Source organism: Streptomyces sp. URMC 127 (assembly GCF_051386535.1).
GTDB lineage: Bacteria > Actinomycetota > Actinomycetes > Streptomycetales > Streptomycetaceae > Streptomyces.
Genome location: NZ_JBPQTW010000084.1, coordinates 1 through 19,041 on the forward strand (window position 1 = coordinate 1; position 19,041 = coordinate 19,041).

Below are 19,041 nucleotides of genomic sequence, written 5' to 3' on the forward strand. Positions count from 1 at the left end.
CCCCTAGCCCCCCATCAGCGCCGCGTCCCCCGGTGGGAGCCATGAGCCCGGCGGGCGGGTCAGCCATGAGCGTTCTGTGGACAAAGACGTCACCACCGTCCGCAAGGACGTGAGCGCCGGATGGCGCAGGCCCCGGCGCCAGACCATCGAGACCGGGGACAGCGGCACCGGGTCGGCGAGGGGCCGCAGGACCATCCCCGGGACGTCGATGAACTCCACGCTCGCCAGCACCGACCACCCCCGCCGCCGCACCACCCGCACGAACTCCCCCTTCCCCTCGATCTCCGGGAACGGCGCCGCGATCCCGATGCCCCGCCCCTCGAAGAGCCGCTCGGCGAGGTCCGTCCACTCGGCGGTGGCCGGGTTGCCGGCGGCGGCGTAGAGCGTCTCCCCCGCGAGGGAGTCCAGCGGCACCTCCGGCAGGGCAGCCAGCCGGTGCTCTTCGGGCAGGAGCACCGCCATCGGCTCGTACCGCACGGGGCAGTGCTCCAGCCGCCCCCGCACCGCCGGGTCCAGGCCGCCCACGCGCCCGAAGGAGACGTCGAGCCGCCCCGCGAGGATCTCGCCGGCCGCGCCCGTGAGCCCACTGTGGAAGCGCGCCACCAGCTCGTGTTCCGGCGCCGCCCCGCGCGCAGCGGTCAGCACCTGCCACCCCGTGCCGACCGTGGCCGCGCAGTCCACGGTCAGCGGCCGTTCCTCCCGCGCCCAGGCCGCGTCGAGCTCCTCGTGCGCGGCGAGGACCCGCCGCGCGTACGGCAGCAGCCGCTCCCCTTCCGCGGTGAGCGTGACCTGACGCGTCGTCCGGGCGAACAGCTCGCTGCCCAGCCGCTGTTCGAGCCGCCGGACGTCCCGGCTCAGCGCCTGCTGGGCGGTGAACAGCCGGGCCGCCGCCCGGGTGAAGTGGAGTTCCTCGGCGACCACGGTGAACGCCCGCAGCAGCCGCGGTTCTATGTCGTACGGCACGGGCCGCAGTCAACTACAGATCCGCGTGAATGGCGACCGATCAGGTGTTGGACCGCGCGCCCGGCCCGGCGTGAAGCTCGGTCCATGTCCCCGCACCCCCACGCCCTGACCCCGTACGCCCGTCTCTTCGCCGTGCCCGGCGCCCGCGCCTTCACCGCCTGGAACCTCCTCGCCCGCCTCCCCATGGGCATGTTCGGCGTCAGCGCCGTCCTGATGATCTCCGCCGCCCGCGGCTCGTACGCGCTCGCCGGCGCCGTCACCGCGACGGGCCTCGCCGCGACGGCGGTCGCCGGCCCGTGGACGGCCCGGCTCGTGGACCGTTACGGCCAGGCCCGCGTCACCGTCCCCGCCGCCTCCCTGGCCGCCCTCGGCTCGCTCACGCTGGTGCTCTGCGTGCACAGCGGCGCACCCGCCTGGACCCTGTTCGCCGCCTACGCGGCGACCGCGACCACCCCCAACACCGGCGGCATGTCGCGCGCCCGCTGGTCCCACCTCCTGCGCACCGACCCGGCCGCCCTGCACACCGCCAACGCCTTCGAGCAGGCCGCGGACGAGGCGTGCTTCATGCTCGGCCCGGTCCTCGCGACGTTCCTGTGCACGTCCTTCTTCCCGGAGGCGGGCACGCTCGCCGCCGCGCTGATGTTCCTGACCGGCGCCGTGCTCTTCTCCGCGCAGAAGCGCACCGAGCCGCCCGTGTCCGCCCGGCCCGGCCGCCCGCGCTCGCCGCTCCGCGGGAACCCCGGCCTGGCCGCGGTCCTGGCGGTCTTCCTCTGCACGGGCGCGCTGTTCGGCTCCCTGGAGGTCGTCACGATCGGCTTCGCCGACGCCGAGGGCCACCGCCCGGCCGCCGGAGCCGTCCTGGCCCTGCAGGCCGCGGGCTCCTGCGCGGCCGGCCTCCTCTACGGGCTGACGCGCCCCGCGTCCCCCGCGGCCGCCCGCTTCCCCCGCTGCCTGGCGGCGATGGCCGCGCTCGCCCTGCTGCCGCTCGCGGCGACGACCGCGGGCGGCGGCCTCCCCGCCCTCGCCGCCGCACTGCTCCTCGCGGGCATGGCCACGGCGCCGACCATGGTCACGGGCATGAACCTCGTCCAGGACCTGACCCCGCCCGGCAGCCTCAACGAGGGCATGACGCTGGCCGTGACCGGCCTGCTCGCCGGCATAGCGGCCGGCTCGGCTGCCGGCGGATACGCCGTGGAGCACGCGGGCCCGGCGGCCTACGCCGTACCGGCCACCGCCGCGGCGACCGCCCTGCTCATGGCGACGGCGGGCCGCCGAGCGCTCGCCGCGCGGCCCGCCGCCTGAGGAACGCCCCGACGCCCGCGGCCGCGAGGACCCCGCCGGTGGTCCCACCGGCCACATAGGCCGCAGTGGCTCCGGAGGCGCCACCAGTCCCGGAGCCCCCGCTCGTCGCGGAGGCAGCGGTGACCTCCAGATGCGCCACCTTCCGTACCCGCCCGTGGTGGCTGGCCACGGTCACCGCGTACGTCCCGGGCGCGAGGCCCGGCCGGATCCGCGCGGGCGCGAAGTAGCGCGGGTCGTCCCCGTCGCCCGCCTTGCTGTCGTCCCGCCGCAGCCGCACCGGCCGCTCGAACGCCGGCGACGTGGCCGTCAGCCGCTCCTCCTCGCCCGGGTCGGGCGCCCGGTCGCGCCAGAGGACGTTGACGGTGCCGCCGGCCGCGACCCGGTGCCCGCGCTCGCGGGCGTCCTCCGGCCCGGACGCCGGCGAGGTGCCGAAGAAGGCGGGCCCGCGCGCCCGGCCGGTGTAGTCGCGGTCGCCGGGCCGGGCCGCCCGCACGGTCAGCGGCTTCTCGTCGACGACGCGCCCGCCCGGCCCGTACAGCGTCACCTTGTACGTGCCGTCGCGGACGCCCGGCGGCAGCTCGGCCGAGCCGGAGAAGAACCGCGGGTTGTTCCAGTCCGCGCTCGACGGGTCGTGGGCCAGCCGCACCTCCTTGCGGAAGGCGGGCGAGCGCACGGTGAAGGACTGCCCGGTCTCCCCCGGGTACAGGTCGTCGTAGGACACCCACAGCCGCTCCCCCGGCCGCAGCACCTCGCCGGGCAAGGCCGCCGTGAAGACCGGCCGCCGCGACGGCTTCACCTCGACGCGGTCCTCGGCGACGACCCGGCCGCCCGCCCGGACGGTCAGCGGATACGTGCCGGGCCCGGTGGTCATCGCGATGGCCGGGCGCCCGTGGTGGGCGTGCTCCCGCGGCGCGAGCCGGACGGGGTGCGGGAAGACGGGCGAGGAGACGGTGACGTCGCCCCGCTCGCGGACGCCCTGCACCTCTATGTCGACGAGCTCGCCGGGGCGGTTGTCGTAGGCGCTGTTGAGGAGCACGTGGACGGTGCCGTTCCCGTCGTCGGCGGACGCCGGGACGGCACCGCCGACGAGCCACAGGGCCAGCACGGCGGCCGCCGCCGTACGCGTCCGGTTCACCGGGCCACCACCCCTCGTCGTGGAGCGTCACAAGGAAAGAGGGCCGGCGCGGCTGGTTGGTTGCCACGGCAGGCATGACAAAGGCCCCTGATCCGCGTTTCCGCAGATCAGGGGCCTTTGCCCACATGGGATGAGGGGGTCTGGGGGTCATACCCCCAGAGATACGGCGGACGAACCCGGCTCGCGCACTCTGCGAGCAGGGTCCACCCGTTCGTCCGTGGAGATGGCGGGAATCGAACCCGCGTCCAACGGTGCAGAATCAGGGCTTCTCCGAGCGCAGTCCGCTGCGATTTTCTCGGCCCCGGAGATCACGCGGACAAGTCTCCGACGGGCTCAGTCACTGTTTGATTTCCCACCAGCCCCCGTGACCGGGCCTAGTGGTTTAGTTCCCTAGCTGATGCCAGGATCCGGGTCGGGAACAGCCCCGGGCTGACACTTCGCAAGTCGCTACTTAGGCAGCGAGGGCGAAGGAATCGCGCTTGGTGTTGGCGATTATTGGTTGCGACATATGGTTTACGAGATCATTGCCGCTTCCTCGGCTCGCTTCCCCTGCTTCGACATCCGCTGTCGAAACCGATCATCCCCATGTTGATTTTTCAAAGTGCGCACCGGACACCATCCCGAGTGCTACGCACCATCGTACGTGACCAACGCCCGACGGTGCCAGCGTATTCCCCGGCAGCCGCCCGCCGGGGTCAGCCCCGCGCAGCGGACGCCCGCTGCCGGCGCCGCGCCGCGGCGATCGCGCGGTTCGACTCGCGCAGGTCCTGCTTCTCGCGCAGGGTCTGCCGCTTGTCGTACTCCTTCTTGCCCTTGGCGAGGGCGATCTCGACCTTCGCCCGGCCGTCCTTGAAGTACAGGGCCAGCGGCACGATCGTGTGACCGCTCTCCTGCGCCTTGGACTCGAGCTTGTCGATCTCGGCCCGGTGCATGAGCAGCTTTCGCTTGCGCCGGGCGCTGTGGTTGGTCCACGTGCCCTGGCTGTACTCCGGGACGTGGACGTTGTGCAGCCAGGCCTCGCCGCCGTCGATCTGCACGAAGCCGTCGACCAGGGAGGCCCGGCCCTGGCGCAGCGACTTGACCTCCGTGCCGGTGAGGACCATGCCGCACTCGTACGTGGTCAGGAGGTGGTAGTCGTGCCGCGCCTTCTTGTTCTGCGCGACGAGCTTGCGCCCCGTCTCTTTCTTGTCTTTAGCCATAGCGCCGCCATTCTCGCACTAGGACCCGCCCCCGAGGCCACTCAATACCGTGCGGGCCCGCTCCTCCGCGTCGCCGAGGACCAGCAGGTCGGGGGCGAGGCCCCGGCCGTCGACGGCGCGCCCGGCGGGGGTGCGGTAGTGGCCGACGGTGAGCTCGGCGACGGAGCCGTCCGCAAGGCGGCTCGGCATCTGCACGGAGCCCTTGCCGAAGGTCGGCGTGCCGGCGAGGACCGCCCGGCCGCGGTCCTGCAGGGCGCCGGCGAGGAGCTCGGCGGCGCTCATCGTGCCGCCGTCGACGAGGACGACGAGCGGCAGGGGCGTGGCGCCGCCGGCGCGGGCCTCCAGGGCGCGCTGGCTGCCCTGGACGTCGTAGGTGGCGACGAGGCCGCCGTCGAGGAAGGCGGAGGCGGCCGTGACCGCCTCGTCGACGAGGCCGCCCGAGTTTCCCCGGAGGTCGAGGAGGATGCCCTCGCCCGGCAGGGCCTCCGCGGCCGCCGCCCGCACCTGCTCGCCGGTGCCCCGGGTGAACGAGCCGACCTTGATCCGTACGGCTGCCTTGCCCGCGGTCCCGCCCGGGGCGAGGCGCTCGACCGTGACGCTCTCGGTGGCCAGCCGCTCCCGGTGGAGCGTGCGCTCCCAGCTGCGGCCCGCGCGCTCGACGCCGATCCGCACGGGCGTGCCCGGGCCGGGCCAGGCGTTGGTGTCGCCCCGGAGGAGCGCGACGACGTCGGTGACGGGCCGGCCGTCGACGGGCGTGCCGTCGATGCTGCGCAGCCGGTCGCCGGAGCGGAGGCCGGCCCGGTCGGCGGGGCTGCCGGGGCGCACGCTGTCGACTTCGGTGCGGCCTCCGGCGGCGCGGCGCGCGGAGATGCCGACGCCGATGTACGTGCCGTTCAGGGCGCGCTCCAGGCCTTCGTACTCGCGGGCGCTGTAGACGGCGCTCCAGCGGTCGCCGCTGCGGCCGACGACCTCGGCGGCGGCCTCCGTGGCGGACTTGCCGTCCTCGACGGCACGGGCCGCGGCGGCCTCGACCTCGCTGCGGTCGACCGGGGCGCCCCCGCCGTCGCCGGGGCGCTCCTCGGCCGCGACGGCGCGGTCCGCGGGTCTGGCCGCGGTGCGGGAGGCGGCGCGGGCTTCCGGCGGCTTCCGGCCGTCCCGGCCGTCGGCGCTCCAGGAGCCGGCCGCGGCGCCGGTGGCCAGCACGCCCGCGAAGACCAGTGTCAGCGCCGCGCCGCGGCGGGCGCGGCGCTGCGGGTGGAACATCGACGGGCCGGGCATGCGCGTGAGTCTAGGACACGAGGGCGCGCCGTACGGGGAGTTGACCGTACGGCGCCCTTGGCCCATGTCACACCTTGAGGTACTTGCGCAGCGCCGCGAAGGCGGCCAGCGCGGGCATCAGCAGCCCGATGGCGAGCACCAGCGGCAGCTTGGCCAGGACGGCGTCCCAGCCGATGAACTGGATGAGGTCGATCTGGTCGACCAGCCAGTTGTTCACGAGGAAGTAGTGGCCGGCGACGAGCAGCACGCACGCCAGACCCGCGCCGAGCAGCCCCGCGAAGGCGGCCTCCATGATGAACGGGATCTGGATGTAGAAGCTGGACGCGCCGACCAGCCGCATGATCCCGGTCTCCCGGCGGCGGCTGAACGCGGAGACGCGGACGGTGTTGACGATCAGCATCAGCGCGACGACGAGCATGAGCGCCATCACGCCGAGCGCCGCGTAGTTCATGCCGTTGACCAGGTTGAAGAGGTTGGACAGGACGTCCTTCTGGTCCTGCACCATCTGCACGCCCGGGCGCTGGGAGAAGGCGGTCGAGATGACCTCGAACTTGGTGGGGTCCTTGAGCTTGACGCGGAAGGACTCCTGCATCTGGTCCGGCGTGACGAAGCCCGCGATCGGCGACTTCTTGTCGAACTGCTCCTTGTAGTGCTTGTACGCCTCGTCGGCCGTCTCGAACTGGACCTTCTGGACGACGCTCATCTTCTCCAGGTCGGCGCGGATCTCCTTCTTCTGGTCCTCCGTCGCCGCTCCCTTGGCGCAGGACGGGAAGGACTCCGCGTCGGTCTTGTTGCAGAGGTAGATCGAGACGTTGACCTTGTCGTACCAGTACCCCTTCATCGTGCTGGCCTGCTCGCGCATGAGCAGGGAGCCGCCGAAGAGGGCGAGCGAGAGCGCCACGGAGACGATCACCGCGAAAGTCATCGTGAGATTGCGGCGGAGACCGACGCCGATCTCCGAGAGGACGAACTGGGCGCGCATGGCGTCCTTTCAGTGCTGGTAGCCGTACACGCCGCGCGACTGGTCGCGTACGAGGCGGCCCTTTTCCAATTCGATGACGCGCTTGCGCATCTGGTCCACGATCTGCTGGTCGTGGGTGGCCATGATGACCGTGGTCCCGGTCCGGTTGATCCGGTCGAGCAGCTTCATGATGCCCACCGAGGTCTGCGGGTCGAGGTTGCCCGTCGGCTCGTCCGCGATCAGCAGCATCGGGCGGTTGACGAACGCCCGGGCGATCGCCACGCGCTGCTGCTCGCCGCCGGAGAGCTCGCCCGGCCGGCGGTCCTCCTTGCCGCCCAGCCCCACCAGCTCCAGCACCTGCGGGACGGCCTTCCTGATCTCCCCGCGCGGCTTGCCGATCACCTCCAGCGCGAAGGCGACGTTCTCGCTGACGGTCTTGTTGGGCAGCAGCCGGAAGTCCTGGAAGACCGTGCCCAGCTGGCGGCGCATGTGGGGCACCTTCCAGTTGGACAGCCGGGCCAGGTCCTTGCCCAGCACGTGCACCTGCCCGGCGCTCGCGCGTTCCTCGCGGAGCAGCAGCCTCAGGAAGGTGGACTTGCCCGAGCCCGAGGAGCCGACCAGGAAGACGAACTCGCCTTTCTCGATCTCGAGCGAGACGTCGCGGAGCGCCGGACGGTTCTGCTTCGGGTAGGACTTGGAGACGTTGTCGAATCGGATCACGAGTGCACCACGCGTCGACCTGGATAGGGGGCACGGACCGCCGCGCAGGCGGCTCCCGTTCGGTGTGCGTGACCATACGCGAACGAGCCGTGCACGCGCAGGCAGCGGCGGGGGTCGGCGCGTTTATTACCGTCATGTTCGGGGACAAAACGAGGACAATCGGCCCGCACGCGCCGTTCGCCGGGGAAGCTGGCAGAGTGGTAGGGGGGAACCGCCCGGCTCCCCCGCGCGTTGGACGTACCGGAGGAGGAGATCGCATGACATGCGACCGACTGGTGTGCGCCAACTGCGCGGGCCCCGTCAGCGAGGGGCGCTGCCCGGTGTGCCGGGCCAGCAGGGAGCGGCTGCAGCAGCAGGACGGCATCTTCGCCGGCCTGACGCCCGCGGCGCTGATCGCGCTGCTGGTGGCGCTGGTCGCGGTAGCCGTGCTCGTACAGGGATTCGCGGGGTAGGCGCGCGGTCACGCGTGGTCATGCGCGTGCCTGCGATGTGCATAAACGTGAAAAAGGGGCCCGGAGCGCTGAGCGCTCCGGCCCCCTTCCGTGTGCCTAGCCGATCGAGCTGACCGGGCCGGTCGGCCCGGTCAGGCCGGTCGTGCTGGTCAGGCGGTCGCGCCCGCGCCGCGGGTCATGAGGCGGGGCAGGAGCCGGAAGCCGACGCCGCCCGCGATCATCGTCGCGGCACCGATCACCAGGAAACCGGTCTGGGAGGCACCGGTCTCGGCCAGCTGCTCCTTCGGCTTGGCCTCCTGCACGGGCTTGGCGCCCGCGCTGTCGGTGTCCGTGTTGTTGCAGTTGCTGCTGGTGTCCACGGGGCAGACCTTGCCCTGGTCACCGGAGTCACTGCCGCCGGTGGCGGCGGAGCCGCCCGTGGAGCCGGTGCTGCCGGAGCCGCCGGTGGCGGAGGTGCCGCTCTGGTCGCCGCCGGTGGAGCCGTGGTCGTCACCGCCGGTGGAGCCGGTGCTGCCGGTGGAACCGGTGCTGCCCGTGGAACCGGTGGAGCCGGTGCTACCCGTGCTGCCGGTGGAACCCGTGGAGCCGGTGCTGCCGGAGCTGCCGGTCGAACCGGTGCTGCCCGTGGAGCCCGTGCTGCCGGTGGAGCCGGTCGAACCCGTGGAACCCGTCGACCCGGTGCTGCCGGTCGAACCCGTGGAACCGGTGGAGCCCGTCGAGCCGGTGCTGCCCGTGGAACCCGTCGAGCCGGTGCTGCCGGTGGAACCGGTCTCGCCCGTGGAGCCCGTGCTGCCGGTCGTACCCGTGGAACCGGTCGAGCCGGTCGAGCCGGTCGAACCCGTGGACCCGGTGGAGCCCGTCGAACCGGTGGAGCCCGAGCTGCCGGTGGTCTCGCCGGAGCCGCCGATGCTGCCGGTGGAACCCGTCGAGCCGGTCGAGCCGGTCGAGCCGGTCGAACCCGTGGAGCCGGTGCTGCCGGTCGAGCCGGTGGAGCCCGTGCTGCCGGTGGAACCGGTCTCGCCCGTGGAACCGGTGGAGCCCGTGCTACCCGTGCTGCCCGTGCTACCGGTGCTGCCCGTGGTGCCGCCCGTGGGCGGCTGCGGGATCTGGTCCGGGTCGTCGGGCGAGGCGACGGCGTGGACGCCCGCCTTCACACCGACACCCGCGACCTGGACGTTGACGCCGGCGGCCGATGCCGCGCCGGCGGCGGTCAGCGAAGCGCCTGCGGCGACCACCGCGCCGGCGGCTATCCGCGCGACGCGCAGTCGCGTCTTCTTCGTCATATGCCTGCTACCCCCAGTAGCTCACTCGTCATTGGAGCAGCTCCGCACGGGGCGGTGGCGCTACTGGAGGCCTGGCACGGCCGGGCGGACCGGCCGTGTGATGCGGCGGCACTGTCGTCCGGGCCGCTCGCCCCCGCCACACGCGCCCCGGTGCTACGCGTGCCGCTCGTCAGCCTTGCCAGTTTTTGACGCAGCGTCAAGCCGGATGCGGGGGAGGTTGTCCTGCTATGGAGGCCCTTGGGGCTACTTCTCCTGCTGCTCCTGCTGCTTGCGCCAGCGGATCCCGGCCTCCAGGAAGCCGTCGATGTCGCCGTCGAGGACGGAGGTGGGGTTACCGACCTCGAACTCCGTACGGAGGTCCTTGACCATCTGGTACGGGTGCAGGACGTACGAACGCATCTGGTTGCCCCAGGAGTTGCCGCCGTCGCCCTTGAGCGCGTCCATCTTGGCCTGCTCCTCCTGGCGGCGGCGCTCGAGGAGCTTGGCCTGGAGGACGTTCATGGCGGTCGCCTTGTTCTGGATCTGCGAGCGCTCGTTCTGGCAGGAGACGACGATGCCGGTGGGGATGTGGGTCAGGCGCACCGCGGAGTCGGTGGTGTTGACGCCCTGGCCGCCGGGGCCGGAGGAGCGGTAGACGTCGACGCGGAGGTCGGACTCGTCGATCTCGACGTGGTCGGTCTGCTCGACCACCGGGAGCACCTCGACGCCGGCGAAGGACGTCTGGCGGCGGCCCTGGTTGTCGAAGGGCGAGATGCGCACGAGGCGGTGGGTGCCCTGCTCGACGGAGAGGGTGCCGTACGCGTACGGGGCCTGGACGGCGAAGGTGGTCGACTTGATGCCGGCCTCTTCGGCGTAGGACGTCTCGTAGACCTCGGTCTTGTAGCCGTGGCGCTCGGCCCAGCGCAGGTACATGCGCTGCAGGCGCTCGGCGAAGTCGGAGGCGTCGACGCCGCCGGCCTCGGCGCGGATGTTGACGAGGGCCTCGCGGGAGTCGTACTCGCCGGAGAGGAGGGTGCGGACCTCCATCTCGTCCAGCGCCTTGCGGACGGAGGCGAGCTCGGCCTCGGCCTCGGCGAGGGCGTCGGCGTCGTCCTCGGCCTCGGCGAGCTCGAAGAGCACCCCGAGGTCGTCGATGCGGCCGCGGAGGGCCTCGGTCTTGCGCAGCTCCGCCTGGAGGTGCGACAGCTGGCTCGTGATCTTCTGCGCCGCCTCCGGGTCGTCCCACAGGGACGGGGCGGCCGCCTGCTCCTCGAGCACGGCGATGTCGGCCCTCATCCTGTCGAGGTCCAGGACGGCCTCGATCGACCCCATGGTCGAGGAGAGGGACTTCAGCTCTTCGGATACGTCAACGACTGCCACGCACCCAGCCTAACGGCTGCGCCGCGCTTCCCGATGCGCGCGGCCCGTGCGGGACGCCCGGCGAGTGTGCTGCGCGCCACACCCTCACTGCGGCGGTGCCCCGCCGCCCCCGGGCCGGGGACGGTCCGGCACCGCCGGACACCAGGGCGGGGGGCCGGGCGCCGCGGCGGCGGATACAAGGGGGCACGCCCCCTTAGGCTTCCCCTCCGTCAGCGCCGGGCACCTCACCCCCGCCGCGACGGCGATCAACCACGACGACGTAGACCGGCGGCGCCCGGCCGGCCCCAGGCCGAGGACGGTCCGGCACCGCCGGACACCACGGCGGGGGCCGAGCGCCGCGGCGGCGGATACAAGGGGGCCGCCCCCTTGGTCGGCGAGGATGCCGCGCACCGCACAGGCCCGCAGGCCTCCCCCGCCGGCAGCGCCGAGCACCTAGCTCCGCCGCGACGGCGATCAACCACGACGGCGCAGACCGGCGGTGCCCAGCGGCCCCGGGCCGGGGACGGCACCGCCGGACACCACCGCGGGGGCCGAGCGCCGCGGCGGCGGATACAAAGGGGGCACGCCCCCTTAGGCCTCGCCCGCGCCGCGGCGGCGGGTTCACCGCAGCCCGCTCCGCCGCGGTGGCGGTCTCAGCGTTGGGGGTCCGGGTGGTGGATGCCCGGTTTTGTTTCGCTCGCGTCGTGGTCGACCGTGGCGAACCAGCCGCCCACCCCCGCCGCGGCCGCCAGGGCCACCGCGGCCGCGCCGAGGCGGATGCGGCGGCGGCGCAGTTCCGCCGGGGAGCGGTGCCGGGCGGAGCCGGCGCGGCGCTGGCCGGCGGCGCGCGGCGCGCGGGCCGTGCCGTGGGCGCCGCCCGCGAGCTCGGCGGGCGTGGGCACGCGCATGCTCGTGTGCGTGTCGCGGCTGGAGTCCGAGACCGCACCCGGAACGAGCGGCACGACGCCCCGCCGCCGCTCCGCCGCGGCGGGCACGGAGGCCGCGTCCTCCGCAGCGACGGGGCCGCCGTCGGCGCCGGCCCCGTCGTCCGGCTCGTCGATGTCGAGGGGCGGTATCCCGGCGAGCCCGGGCAGCAGCTCCCTCAGGCGCGCGGCGAGCTCGGAGGCGCGCAGCCGGGACGCGGGCCCCTTGGCCAGGCACTGCACGAGGAGCTGCCACAGCTCGTCGGGGATGCCGGGCAGCGGGGCGACGGTCTCGGTGACGTGCCGCCGCAGCACCGCGCCGGGGTGCCCGCCGCCGAAGGGCGTGAAACCGGCCAGCAGCTCGTACAGGACGGTGGCGAGGGCGTAGACGTCGACGGAGGCCCGCGGCGGCAGCCCCTCGATGATCTCGGGGGCGAGGTAGTCGGGCGTGCCGATGACGCTGCGGGGGCCGGTCCCGCGGCCGCCTTCCCGGGCGGGCCGGGGGGCGTCGACGAGGCGGGCGATGCCGAAGTCGGTGAGCAGCGCGGGGTGCGCGCCGCCGGGCCCGAGCGGGCCCTGCATGTCGAGCAGGACGTTCTCGGGCTTGACGTCGCGGTGGACGATCCCGGCCGCGTGCGCGGCGGCGAGCCCGTCGGCGACGTCGGCGACGATGGCGACCGCGGCCTCGGGCGCGAGCCGCCGCTCGCGGTCGAGCCGGGTGCGCAGGTCCGTGCCCCGGATGAGGTCCATGACCAGGGCGAGGTCGGCGCCGTCGACGACGAGGTCGCGGACCCCGACGACGTGCGGGTGGTCGAGACCGAGGAGCGCGGCGCGCTCCTGGACGAACCGGCCGACGAGCTCCTGGTCGGAGGCGAGATCCTCGCGCAGGAGCTTGATGGCGACCGGGCCCTCGGGCCCCTCGCCGAGCCACACGGTGCCCGCGCTGCCCCGGCCGAGGACCTGGTGGGCGGTGTACCGGCTGCCGATCTTCCGTGCCAAGACTGTTCCCCGACTCCTCGTCTCCGACAGGCGCGCTGGCGACCAAGCTACTGCCAACGCTCACCCCGGAGGCGTAAAACGCCCCCCGGGTGTCGACAAATCGATTACCTGGTCATGTGCCCGAGGAGGAGTTCGAGGCGAGCCCGGAGATCCAGTCCTTGACGTCCGTGACCCAGTCCCAGGCGGCGTCCCAGAAGCTCTTGCCGTCGGCGACCCAGTCCTTCAAGGGAGTGAATTCCCAGACGAGCCACGCGCCGATGACCAGGATGACGATCATGAACAGGCAGCCCTTGAGGCAGCCAAGCCCGGGGATCCGCATCGGGTTGGCACTGCGCTGCCGCGGCGGCCGCGGCTCCCGGCGGGGAGCCGGCTCGGGGGCGTACGGCTGCGGCTGCGGGGCCGGCGCCGGCGGCTGCTGGTAGCGCGGCTGCTGACGCTGCTGTCTGCGGGACGGCGGCGCGGCCTGCGGCTGCTGCGGGGCGTACGACTGGGGCGGCGCGGTGTAGTGCTGCGGAGGCGGCGGCCGGTGGCCCTGGGGCGGCTGAGGGGCGTACTGCTGCTGCCCGTAGCCCTGCTGTCCGTAACCCTGCTGCCCGTAGCCCTGCTGACCGCGCCCCTGGCCGTAGCCCTGCCCGCCCGGAGCGTCGCCCTGCGGCGGCTGCTGGGGCTGTCCGGGCCGCCGCTGGGGGCGGCGGCGCAGCGGGTCCTCGCTCGGGTCGAGGTACTGCACCTGGGTCTGGTCGTTGCGGTCGCGCGCGGCGCGCAGCTGGGTCTGCCAGGGGTGCCCGCCGTCGCCCTCGGGCGGCAGCGGCGGCACGGGCGGCATGGCGCGGGTCGGGTCGGCGGAGCCGTTCGGGCCGGAGCCGGCCGGCATGACGCGCGTGGCGTCGGCGTCGGGGCCGGAGCCCGGGCCGTTGCCCCCGGCGGGGGTGTGCGGCAGGAGGCTGGTGGCGGCGTTCGGGTCGTACGAACCGGAACCGGACGGGCCCGTCGACGGCAGCACCTGGGTGGGGTCGGCGTCACCCGCGCCACGGCCGTGGCCGGAGCCCTGGCCGGTGCCGGGCACGACGGCCGGCTCCGGATCGGGCGCGAGCAGCCCGGCGACCCCGAGGGCGGCCTCGGCCTGCTCCGGGGAGGCGTGCACGCCGACGCCCGCGGCGACGACGCGCAGCGCCCGGGCCAGGTTCTCCGCGCCGGGCCGCTCCTCGGGCCGCTTGCGCAGGCAGCGCTCTATGACCGTCCACAGGGGCTCGGGGACGGTGGTGGGGCGGCGCGGCTCGGAGCTGAGGTGCTGGTGGAGCACTTCGAGGGCGGTCGCGCCGGCGAACGGCGGGCGGCCGGTGACCAGCTCGTACAGCAGGATGCCGGCGCCGTAGATGTCGACGGCCGAGGTCTGCGGGCGGCCCTCGGCGGACTCGGGCGCGACGTAGGCGGGCGTGCCGACGAACTCGTGGGTACGGGTCAGGCCCGGGGAGTCCGCGAGGCGCGCGATGCCGAAGTCGGTGAGCATCGGGTGCATCTGGCCGCCGTCGCTCCGCAGGAGCACGTTGGCGGGCTTGAGGTCCCGGTGGACGATGCCGTCGGCGTGGCTGGCGGCGAGCGCGTCGGCGATCTGCGCGGTGAGCAGGGAGGCGGCGACCGGCGTGAAGGGGCCGTTGTCGCGCAGGTAGTGGTGCAGGTCCGGGCCGTCGACGAGGTCCATGACCAGGGCGAGCAGATCGCCCTCGACGACGAGGTCGCGGGTGCGGACGATGTTGGGGTGCGTGAGCCGGAGCAGGACGGAGCGCTCGCGCAGGAAGCGCATCACGACGTCCGCGTCGTTGGCCAGCTCCTCCTTGAGCACCTTGATCGCGACGGTCTCGCCGGGCGCGCCGGACACGGCCGCCTCGGCGCCCGCGGCCTCCCGCTGGCGTGCTCGCCAGACGGTGCCGGTCGCTCCGCGGCCGAGCACCTCCTCGAGCAGGTACTTGCTGCCTACAGGCCGCACGTCATGCGCTCCCTGGTCGTCATCGTCGTCATGCTTTGCGATGGCCTCTTTCGTGCCCGGCCTTCCGCCCACTGTAGTGCGGTCGTCCGGACCTCCGGTTCGCCGAATCCGCGGGGCTGGGAGGAAGACGCGGGTCGCGGGCGGTTGGTTGCCGCGCGGCGCGCGGAAGGCCCGTGAGCCGGGTCGCGGACGCGTTCCCGCCACGCCCGTGCCGCTCCCCGAGCGAAAGAAAATCTGTACGACGCGTTCGAAAGCAGACGCTCTTAAGTCGATATCGAACCGATCGCGAGGCGACCCCGGCACGATTCGATCACCTTCCGCTTTCTTCACACCCTCCCCCGGTCGTTCAAGATCACGAATTGGCCGTCGCCGGGCGCGTCGTCCCCGGCAGGTGCGAGGATGCTGCCAGCACGATGCGGAGGGGCGGGGCCGGTGCTTCCGGTACGTTCCGCGCGCCGTGGTGACCTGTACGCACCGGGGCAGAAGGGACCGTTGACGGCGATGCAGATCAGGCTGACCGTCCTCGGGCCGCTCAGCGGCCACCACACCACTGCGCCCGCCGTGCCCGCGGCGACCTGTGCCTGCGACGTGCTGGTGACCGCCCCCGCGGGGACCGCCCTGGCCGGGGTGGCCAGCGGCCTGGCGGCGGCCGCGGCGGCGGCCGGCTGCGACCTCGGCACGGGGGCCGTCGTCGTCTACGCCGGGGCCGAGCGGCTCGACCCGCAGCGCACCGCGCTCGGCGAGCCGCCGCTGGTCGACGGCGCCGTCCTGTCCCTGTCCGTCCCGGCCGACCCCGAGCGGCACGCCGGCGTGCTGATGTCCGGCGTGCCGGAGGCCGCCGCGCGGCTCCACGTCGTCTCCGGGCCGGACGCGGGCGGCGTGCACCTGCTGCACGGCGGCGAAGTGCACGTGGGCCGCTCCGCGACGGCCGGCATCCCGCTGGACGACCCCGACGTCTCCCGGCTGCACTGCGCGGTCGCCCTCCACGACGACGGCACGGTCACGCTGCGGGACCTGGGCTCCACGAACGGGACCGTGCTCGCGGGCGAGCCGGTCGGCGCGGAGCCGGTGCGGTTCCCCGCCGGGGAGCTGCTGCGGGTGGGCGAGTCGGTGCTGAGCCTGCACGCCGCGGAGCCAGCGGAGGCAGCGGACAGCGCGGGGAACGCCCGGAACGCAGCAAGCACAGCAAGCGCGGCAAGCCCCGCCCCGCGCGTCCTGCCGGCCGTGCCCGACGGCGAGGGCCACCTGCGCGTGGGCGGCAGCGTCCCGGGGGCGTCCCCGGCGGGCGCGGTCGCCCCGCCGGTGCGCGGCGCGTGGCTGGGCGCGCCGGCAGGTGTGACGGGCGCGGCGGGCCCGGCGGCCGGCCCGGACTCCGGCGGCCGCGGCGCGGCCCCGGCCGGCTCCGGTTCCGAGGACCCGGTGACGCACGGCGGCCGCGGCTTCGCCCTGCGGGACGCGAGCGCCGGCGGCCTGACGGTCCGGGTCCCGGCCCAGCCGGGCCCGTCCGGCGCCGCGGCTCCCGGCTCCGCCCGCCCGTCCTGGGCGGGCGCCTCCGCCCAGGACGGCAGCACGCCCCCGCGCGGGACGGCAAGCGGAACGGGACCGGCGGGAGGTACGGGCCGGGCCGTCGGCTTCGGCGGAGCCGGAGCCCTTCCCGGGCAGGACGGCGGCGCGGGCGCGGCGGGACGTACGGGACAGGCCGGCGGCCTCAGCGGCGCCCGGTCCGCACAGGACTACGGTGCCGATCCGTACGGGGCGGTGAACGACGCGAGCGCGGCGGGGCGTACGGGACAGGCCGGCGGCTTCGGCGGGAGCGTGTCCGGGCACGGTCACTCCGGTCACGGACCGCTTCAGGGGGACGGCGCGGACCCGTACAGAACGGCAAGCGGAGCCGAGACTGCCGGCCGTGCCGGGCGGCCCGGCGATCCGTACGGAGCGGGGAGCGCGGAGGGCGGCCCCGGCGGCGGCCCGGGTGGAAAGGGCCGGTACGGGCACCCCGGCGGCGTCCCCACGGCCGGCCCGCAGGAAGGCGGTCACACCGGTCACGGCACCGGTGACATCAACAGACCCGCCGGCATCCCTCACTCCGCCCCCGCGGGCGATTCCGGCCGTCCCGGCGACGCCGGCAAGCGGGCCCGCGGACGCGGCATAGGCGCGTGGGCCCGGCGGCTCGCCGGTGGCCGCGGCGGCGCCCGGGGCGCCGACGGTGACGCGTGGGGCGGCCCCGAGGACGACGCGGCCGCCGAGGAGCAGGCCCGCGCCGAGGCCGCCGCGCTGCGCGAGCGCTGGCCGGACCCCGCCGAGACGCTGCTCACGGCGCTCGGCCCCGGCCCCCGGCTGTGGGAGCGCGGGCAGGGCCACCCCGATCTGCTGACCGTACGGCTGGGCACGGCGGACCGGCACTCGGCCGGGAGCGGCGCCCTGCTGCCCTCCGTGCCGGTGACGGTGGCGCTGCGCGAGACCGGTTCGCTGGGGCTCGCGGGCCCGCGGGCGCGCCTGTCGGCGCTGGCCCGCTCCGTGCTGGCGCAGCTGGCGGCGCTGCACGCCCCGGCGTCGCTGGAGTTCGTGCTGATCAGCGCGGACCGGGCGCGCCCGGTCGAGGAGCGCCTGGCGGAGTGGTCGTGGCTGGGCTGGCTGCCGCAGCTGCGCCCGGTGCGCGGGCAGGACTGCCGGCTGCTGGTCGCCTACGACCGGGAGCAGGCCGCGGCGCGCACGGCGGAGCTGGTGCGGCGCCTGGACGAGGGCCCGCTGGGCCCGCACTGGGCCGCGGCGGCCCCCGCGGCGGTGGCGGCCGCGGCGGGGCGGCACTCCGGGCCGTACACGGTGGTGATCGTGGACGGCGATCCGGGTTCGGCGGAGCTGCGGGAGACGGTGTCCCGGCTGGCGGTGGGCGGCCCGGCGGCGGGCATCCACCTGCTGTGCCTGGCGGACGCGCCGGCGACGACGCCCGCCTCCCCGGTGCCGGCGACGCTGGCGGCGGCCCGTGCGGCGGCCCCGGCGTTCCCGTACTGCGGCGCGGTGGCGCTGCTGAGCGGCGACGTGGCCACGGTGGTGCAGGTGATCCACCGGGCCCCGGTGCAGCACGCCGCGGCGCAGAGCGACGCCGCGGCCGAGGCCGAGGCGCCGTCCGGTCCGGCCGTGATCGCGGCCGTGGACGGGGTGTCGCGCGCGTGGGCCGAGCGGTTCGCGCGGGCGCTGGCGCCGCTGCGGATGGCGGACGGCGTGGCGGGCGGGGCGGCCGCGCGCGTGGCGGCGGCGCTGCCGCGCAGCGCGCGCCTGCTGGACGAGCTGGGCCTGGCGCGGGCGACTCCGGCGTCCCTGACGGCCCGCTGGGCGGCGGCCACGGACCGCGGCGCGCGGCCGGGCGGCCGGGCGGTCGCGGTGCTGGGCGCGGGCCCGCACGGGCCGCTGGCCGTGGACCTGGCGGCGGACGGCCCGCACCTGCTGGTGGAGGGCTGCGCGGGCAGCGGCAAGACGGAGCTGCTGCGCTCGCTGGCCGCGTCGCTGGCGGCGGCGGACCGGCCCGACCGGCTCTCGCTGGTCCTGGTGGACGGCGCGGGCGCGGAGCGCGGCGAGGGGCTGCGGCTGTGCACGGACCTGCCGCACGTGTCGACGTATCTGGCGGCCGCGGACCCGGTGCGGATGCGGGAGTTCGCCCAGGCGCTCACCTCGGAGCTCAAGCGGCGCGCGGAGCTGCTGGGCAGGCTCGACTTCACGGCCTGGCACACGCAGCACGCGGCGGCGTCCGCCGCGCAGGTGGTCGCTCCCCGGCGCCCGGCGGACGGCTCGGGCGACCTGGAGTCCGTGCCGACGGGGACGCTCAAGCTGCGGACGCAGAAGGACGGACCCTCGCTCACGGCGCAGACGGCGCTGCCGCGCCTGGTGGTGCTGGTGGACGACTTCGACGCGCTGGTGGCCCCGGCCCTGGGCAGCACGGGCCGGCCGTCGGCCGGTTCGGTGGTGCGGGCGCTGGAGGCCGTGGCCCGGGACGGCGAGCGGCTCGGCGTGCACCTGGTGGCGGCGTCCGGCCGCCCGGACCGCACGGCCGACACGGCGGCGGTGGAGCGGGCCGGGCTGCGCGCGACGCTGGAGATCGCCCCGCCGTCGGCGGACGGCACGCCGGGCGACGGGAGCGGCGCGGGCGAGCCGGCGCCGGGCCGCGGCCGGCTGATGCGGCCGGACGACGACGCGACGACTCCGTTCCAGGCGGGCCGGGTGACGGGCCGCATCCCGCGGACGGCGACGCTGCGCCCGACGGTCGTGGCCATCGACTGGCAGCGCATGGGCGACCCGCCGGCCCGGCGCCCGGTGCGCGAGCTGGGCAACGGCCCGACGGACCTGGCGCTGCTCGCGAGCGCCCTGCAGCGCGCCGCGCAGTCGGCCGGGGCGGAGGCCGCGCCACCGCTGCTGTGAGGCGGGCCCGCGCGCCGCGTCCGCGCGCCCGGCGCAGGTGACGGCGCATCACAGCCCGGTCACGATCGGTGAATTGCGCCCGATGGCG

13 protein-coding genes and 1 other RNA gene are annotated in these 19,041 nt (G+C 75.2%); 3 read left to right on the plus strand and 11 right to left on the minus strand.

Annotated features, from left to right (window positions below; translation table 11 throughout):
- Window positions 1-3: 3 nt before the first annotated feature.
- On the minus strand, window positions 4-963 hold the full coding sequence (locus ACSNOH_RS18240) for a LysR family transcriptional regulator (RefSeq protein ID WP_436722416.1): 960 nt from the start codon (window positions 961-963) through the stop codon (window positions 4-6).
- Window positions 964-1,047: 84 nt separating this feature from the next.
- On the opposite strand from ACSNOH_RS18240, the gene ACSNOH_RS18245 reads away from it, so the two are divergent.
- Window positions 1,048-2,265, plus strand: coding sequence for an MFS transporter (locus tag ACSNOH_RS18245; protein WP_436722417.1), 1,218 nt, complete (start codon window positions 1,048-1,050; stop codon window positions 2,263-2,265).
- Here ACSNOH_RS18245 and ACSNOH_RS18250 read toward each other — a convergent pair.
- The 6 genes from ACSNOH_RS18250 to ftsE all read right to left on the minus strand — a co-directional run bounded on the left by ACSNOH_RS18250 (window position 2,216) and on the right by ftsE (window position 7,558).
- Window positions 2,216-3,400, minus strand: a complete 1,185-nt coding sequence (locus ACSNOH_RS18250; protein ID WP_436722418.1) for a hypothetical protein — start codon at window positions 3,398-3,400, stop codon at window positions 2,216-2,218. The genes ACSNOH_RS18245 and ACSNOH_RS18250 overlap by 50 nt on opposite strands.
- A 215-nt stretch (window positions 3,401-3,615) precedes the next feature.
- Window positions 3,616-3,985, minus strand: a transfer-messenger RNA (tmRNA) gene (gene ssrA, locus ACSNOH_RS18255).
- Window positions 3,986-4,095: 110 nt separating this feature from the next.
- Complete coding sequence (smpB, locus tag ACSNOH_RS18260) at window positions 4,096-4,599, minus strand: SsrA-binding protein SmpB (protein WP_436722419.1); 504 nt, start codon at window positions 4,597-4,599, stop codon at window positions 4,096-4,098.
- An 18-nt stretch (window positions 4,600-4,617) separates the two neighbouring features.
- Complete coding sequence (locus ACSNOH_RS18265) at window positions 4,618-5,877, minus strand: S41 family peptidase (protein ID WP_436722420.1); 1,260 nt, start codon at window positions 5,875-5,877, stop codon at window positions 4,618-4,620.
- Window positions 5,878-5,944: 67 nt separating this feature from the next.
- A complete protein-coding gene (ftsX, locus tag ACSNOH_RS18270; RefSeq protein WP_106682122.1) occupies window positions 5,945-6,859 on the minus strand; it encodes a permease-like cell division protein FtsX in 915 nt (304 codons plus the stop codon).
- 9 nt (window positions 6,860-6,868) lie between these two features.
- The gene (ftsE, locus tag ACSNOH_RS18275) at window positions 6,869-7,558 is read right to left on the minus strand and encodes a cell division ATP-binding protein FtsE (protein ID WP_436722421.1); all 690 of its coding nucleotides are present in this window, start codon (window positions 7,556-7,558) and stop codon (window positions 6,869-6,871) included.
- A 257-nt stretch (window positions 7,559-7,815) separates the two neighbouring features.
- Here ftsE and ACSNOH_RS18280 point away from each other — a divergent pair, with 257 nt between their 5' ends.
- A complete protein-coding gene (locus tag ACSNOH_RS18280) occupies window positions 7,816-8,010 on the plus strand; it encodes a hypothetical protein (RefSeq protein ID WP_436722422.1) in 195 nt (64 codons plus the stop codon).
- Window positions 8,011-8,159: 149 nt separating this feature from the next.
- Here the strand turns inward: ACSNOH_RS18280 and ACSNOH_RS18285 are convergent, their stop codons facing one another.
- The 4 genes from ACSNOH_RS18285 to ACSNOH_RS18300 all read right to left on the minus strand — a co-directional run bounded on the left by ACSNOH_RS18285 (window position 8,160) and on the right by ACSNOH_RS18300 (window position 14,540).
- Complete coding sequence (locus ACSNOH_RS18285) at window positions 8,160-9,293, minus strand: hypothetical protein (protein WP_436722423.1); 1,134 nt, start codon at window positions 9,291-9,293, stop codon at window positions 8,160-8,162.
- Window positions 9,294-9,536: 243 nt separating this feature from the next.
- Window positions 9,537-10,652 carry a peptide chain release factor 2 gene (gene prfB / locus ACSNOH_RS18290; protein WP_436722424.1) on the minus strand — a complete coding sequence of 372 codons (1,116 nt, stop codon included), beginning with the start codon at window positions 10,650-10,652 and terminating at the stop codon, window positions 9,537-9,539.
- A 632-nt stretch (window positions 10,653-11,284) separates the two neighbouring features.
- The gene (locus ACSNOH_RS18295) at window positions 11,285-12,553 is read right to left on the minus strand and encodes a serine/threonine-protein kinase (RefSeq protein WP_436722425.1); all 1,269 of its coding nucleotides are present in this window, start codon (window positions 12,551-12,553) and stop codon (window positions 11,285-11,287) included.
- 112 nt (window positions 12,554-12,665) lie between these two features.
- A complete protein-coding gene (locus ACSNOH_RS18300; protein ID WP_436722426.1) occupies window positions 12,666-14,540 on the minus strand; it encodes a serine/threonine-protein kinase in 1,875 nt (624 codons plus the stop codon).
- A 501-nt stretch (window positions 14,541-15,041) separates the two neighbouring features.
- On the opposite strand from ACSNOH_RS18300, the gene ACSNOH_RS18305 reads away from it, so the two are divergent.
- Entirely contained in the window at window positions 15,042-18,953 is a 3,912-nt protein-coding gene (locus ACSNOH_RS18305) for an FtsK/SpoIIIE domain-containing protein (RefSeq protein ID WP_436722427.1), read from the plus strand.
- Window positions 18,954-19,041 lie beyond the last annotated feature (88 nt).

What these genes read in the sequence shown, in the direction of transcription:
- ftsX (WP_106682122.1), bottom strand. Translation starts at nt 6,859, where the DNA reads ATGCGCGCCCAGTTCGTCCTCTCGGAGATCGGCGTCGGTCTCCGCCGC.
- smpB (WP_436722419.1), bottom strand. Translation starts at nt 4,599, where the DNA reads ATGGCTAAAGACAAGAAAGAGACGGGGCGCAAGCTCGTCGCGCAGAAC.
- ACSNOH_RS18305 (WP_436722427.1), top strand. Translation starts at nt 15,042, where the DNA reads ATGCAGATCAGGCTGACCGTCCTCGGGCCGCTCAGCGGCCACCACACC.
- ACSNOH_RS18245 (WP_436722417.1), top strand. Translation starts at nt 1,048, where the DNA reads ATGTCCCCGCACCCCCACGCCCTGACCCCGTACGCCCGTCTCTTCGCC.
- ACSNOH_RS18280 (WP_436722422.1), top strand. Translation starts at nt 7,816, where the DNA reads ATGACATGCGACCGACTGGTGTGCGCCAACTGCGCGGGCCCCGTCAGC.
- ACSNOH_RS18265 (WP_436722420.1), bottom strand. Translation starts at nt 5,877, where the DNA reads ATGCCCGGCCCGTCGATGTTCCACCCGCAGCGCCGCGCCCGCCGCGGC.
- ACSNOH_RS18285 (WP_436722423.1), bottom strand. Translation starts at nt 9,293, where the DNA reads ATGACGAAGAAGACGCGACTGCGCGTCGCGCGGATAGCCGCCGGCGCG.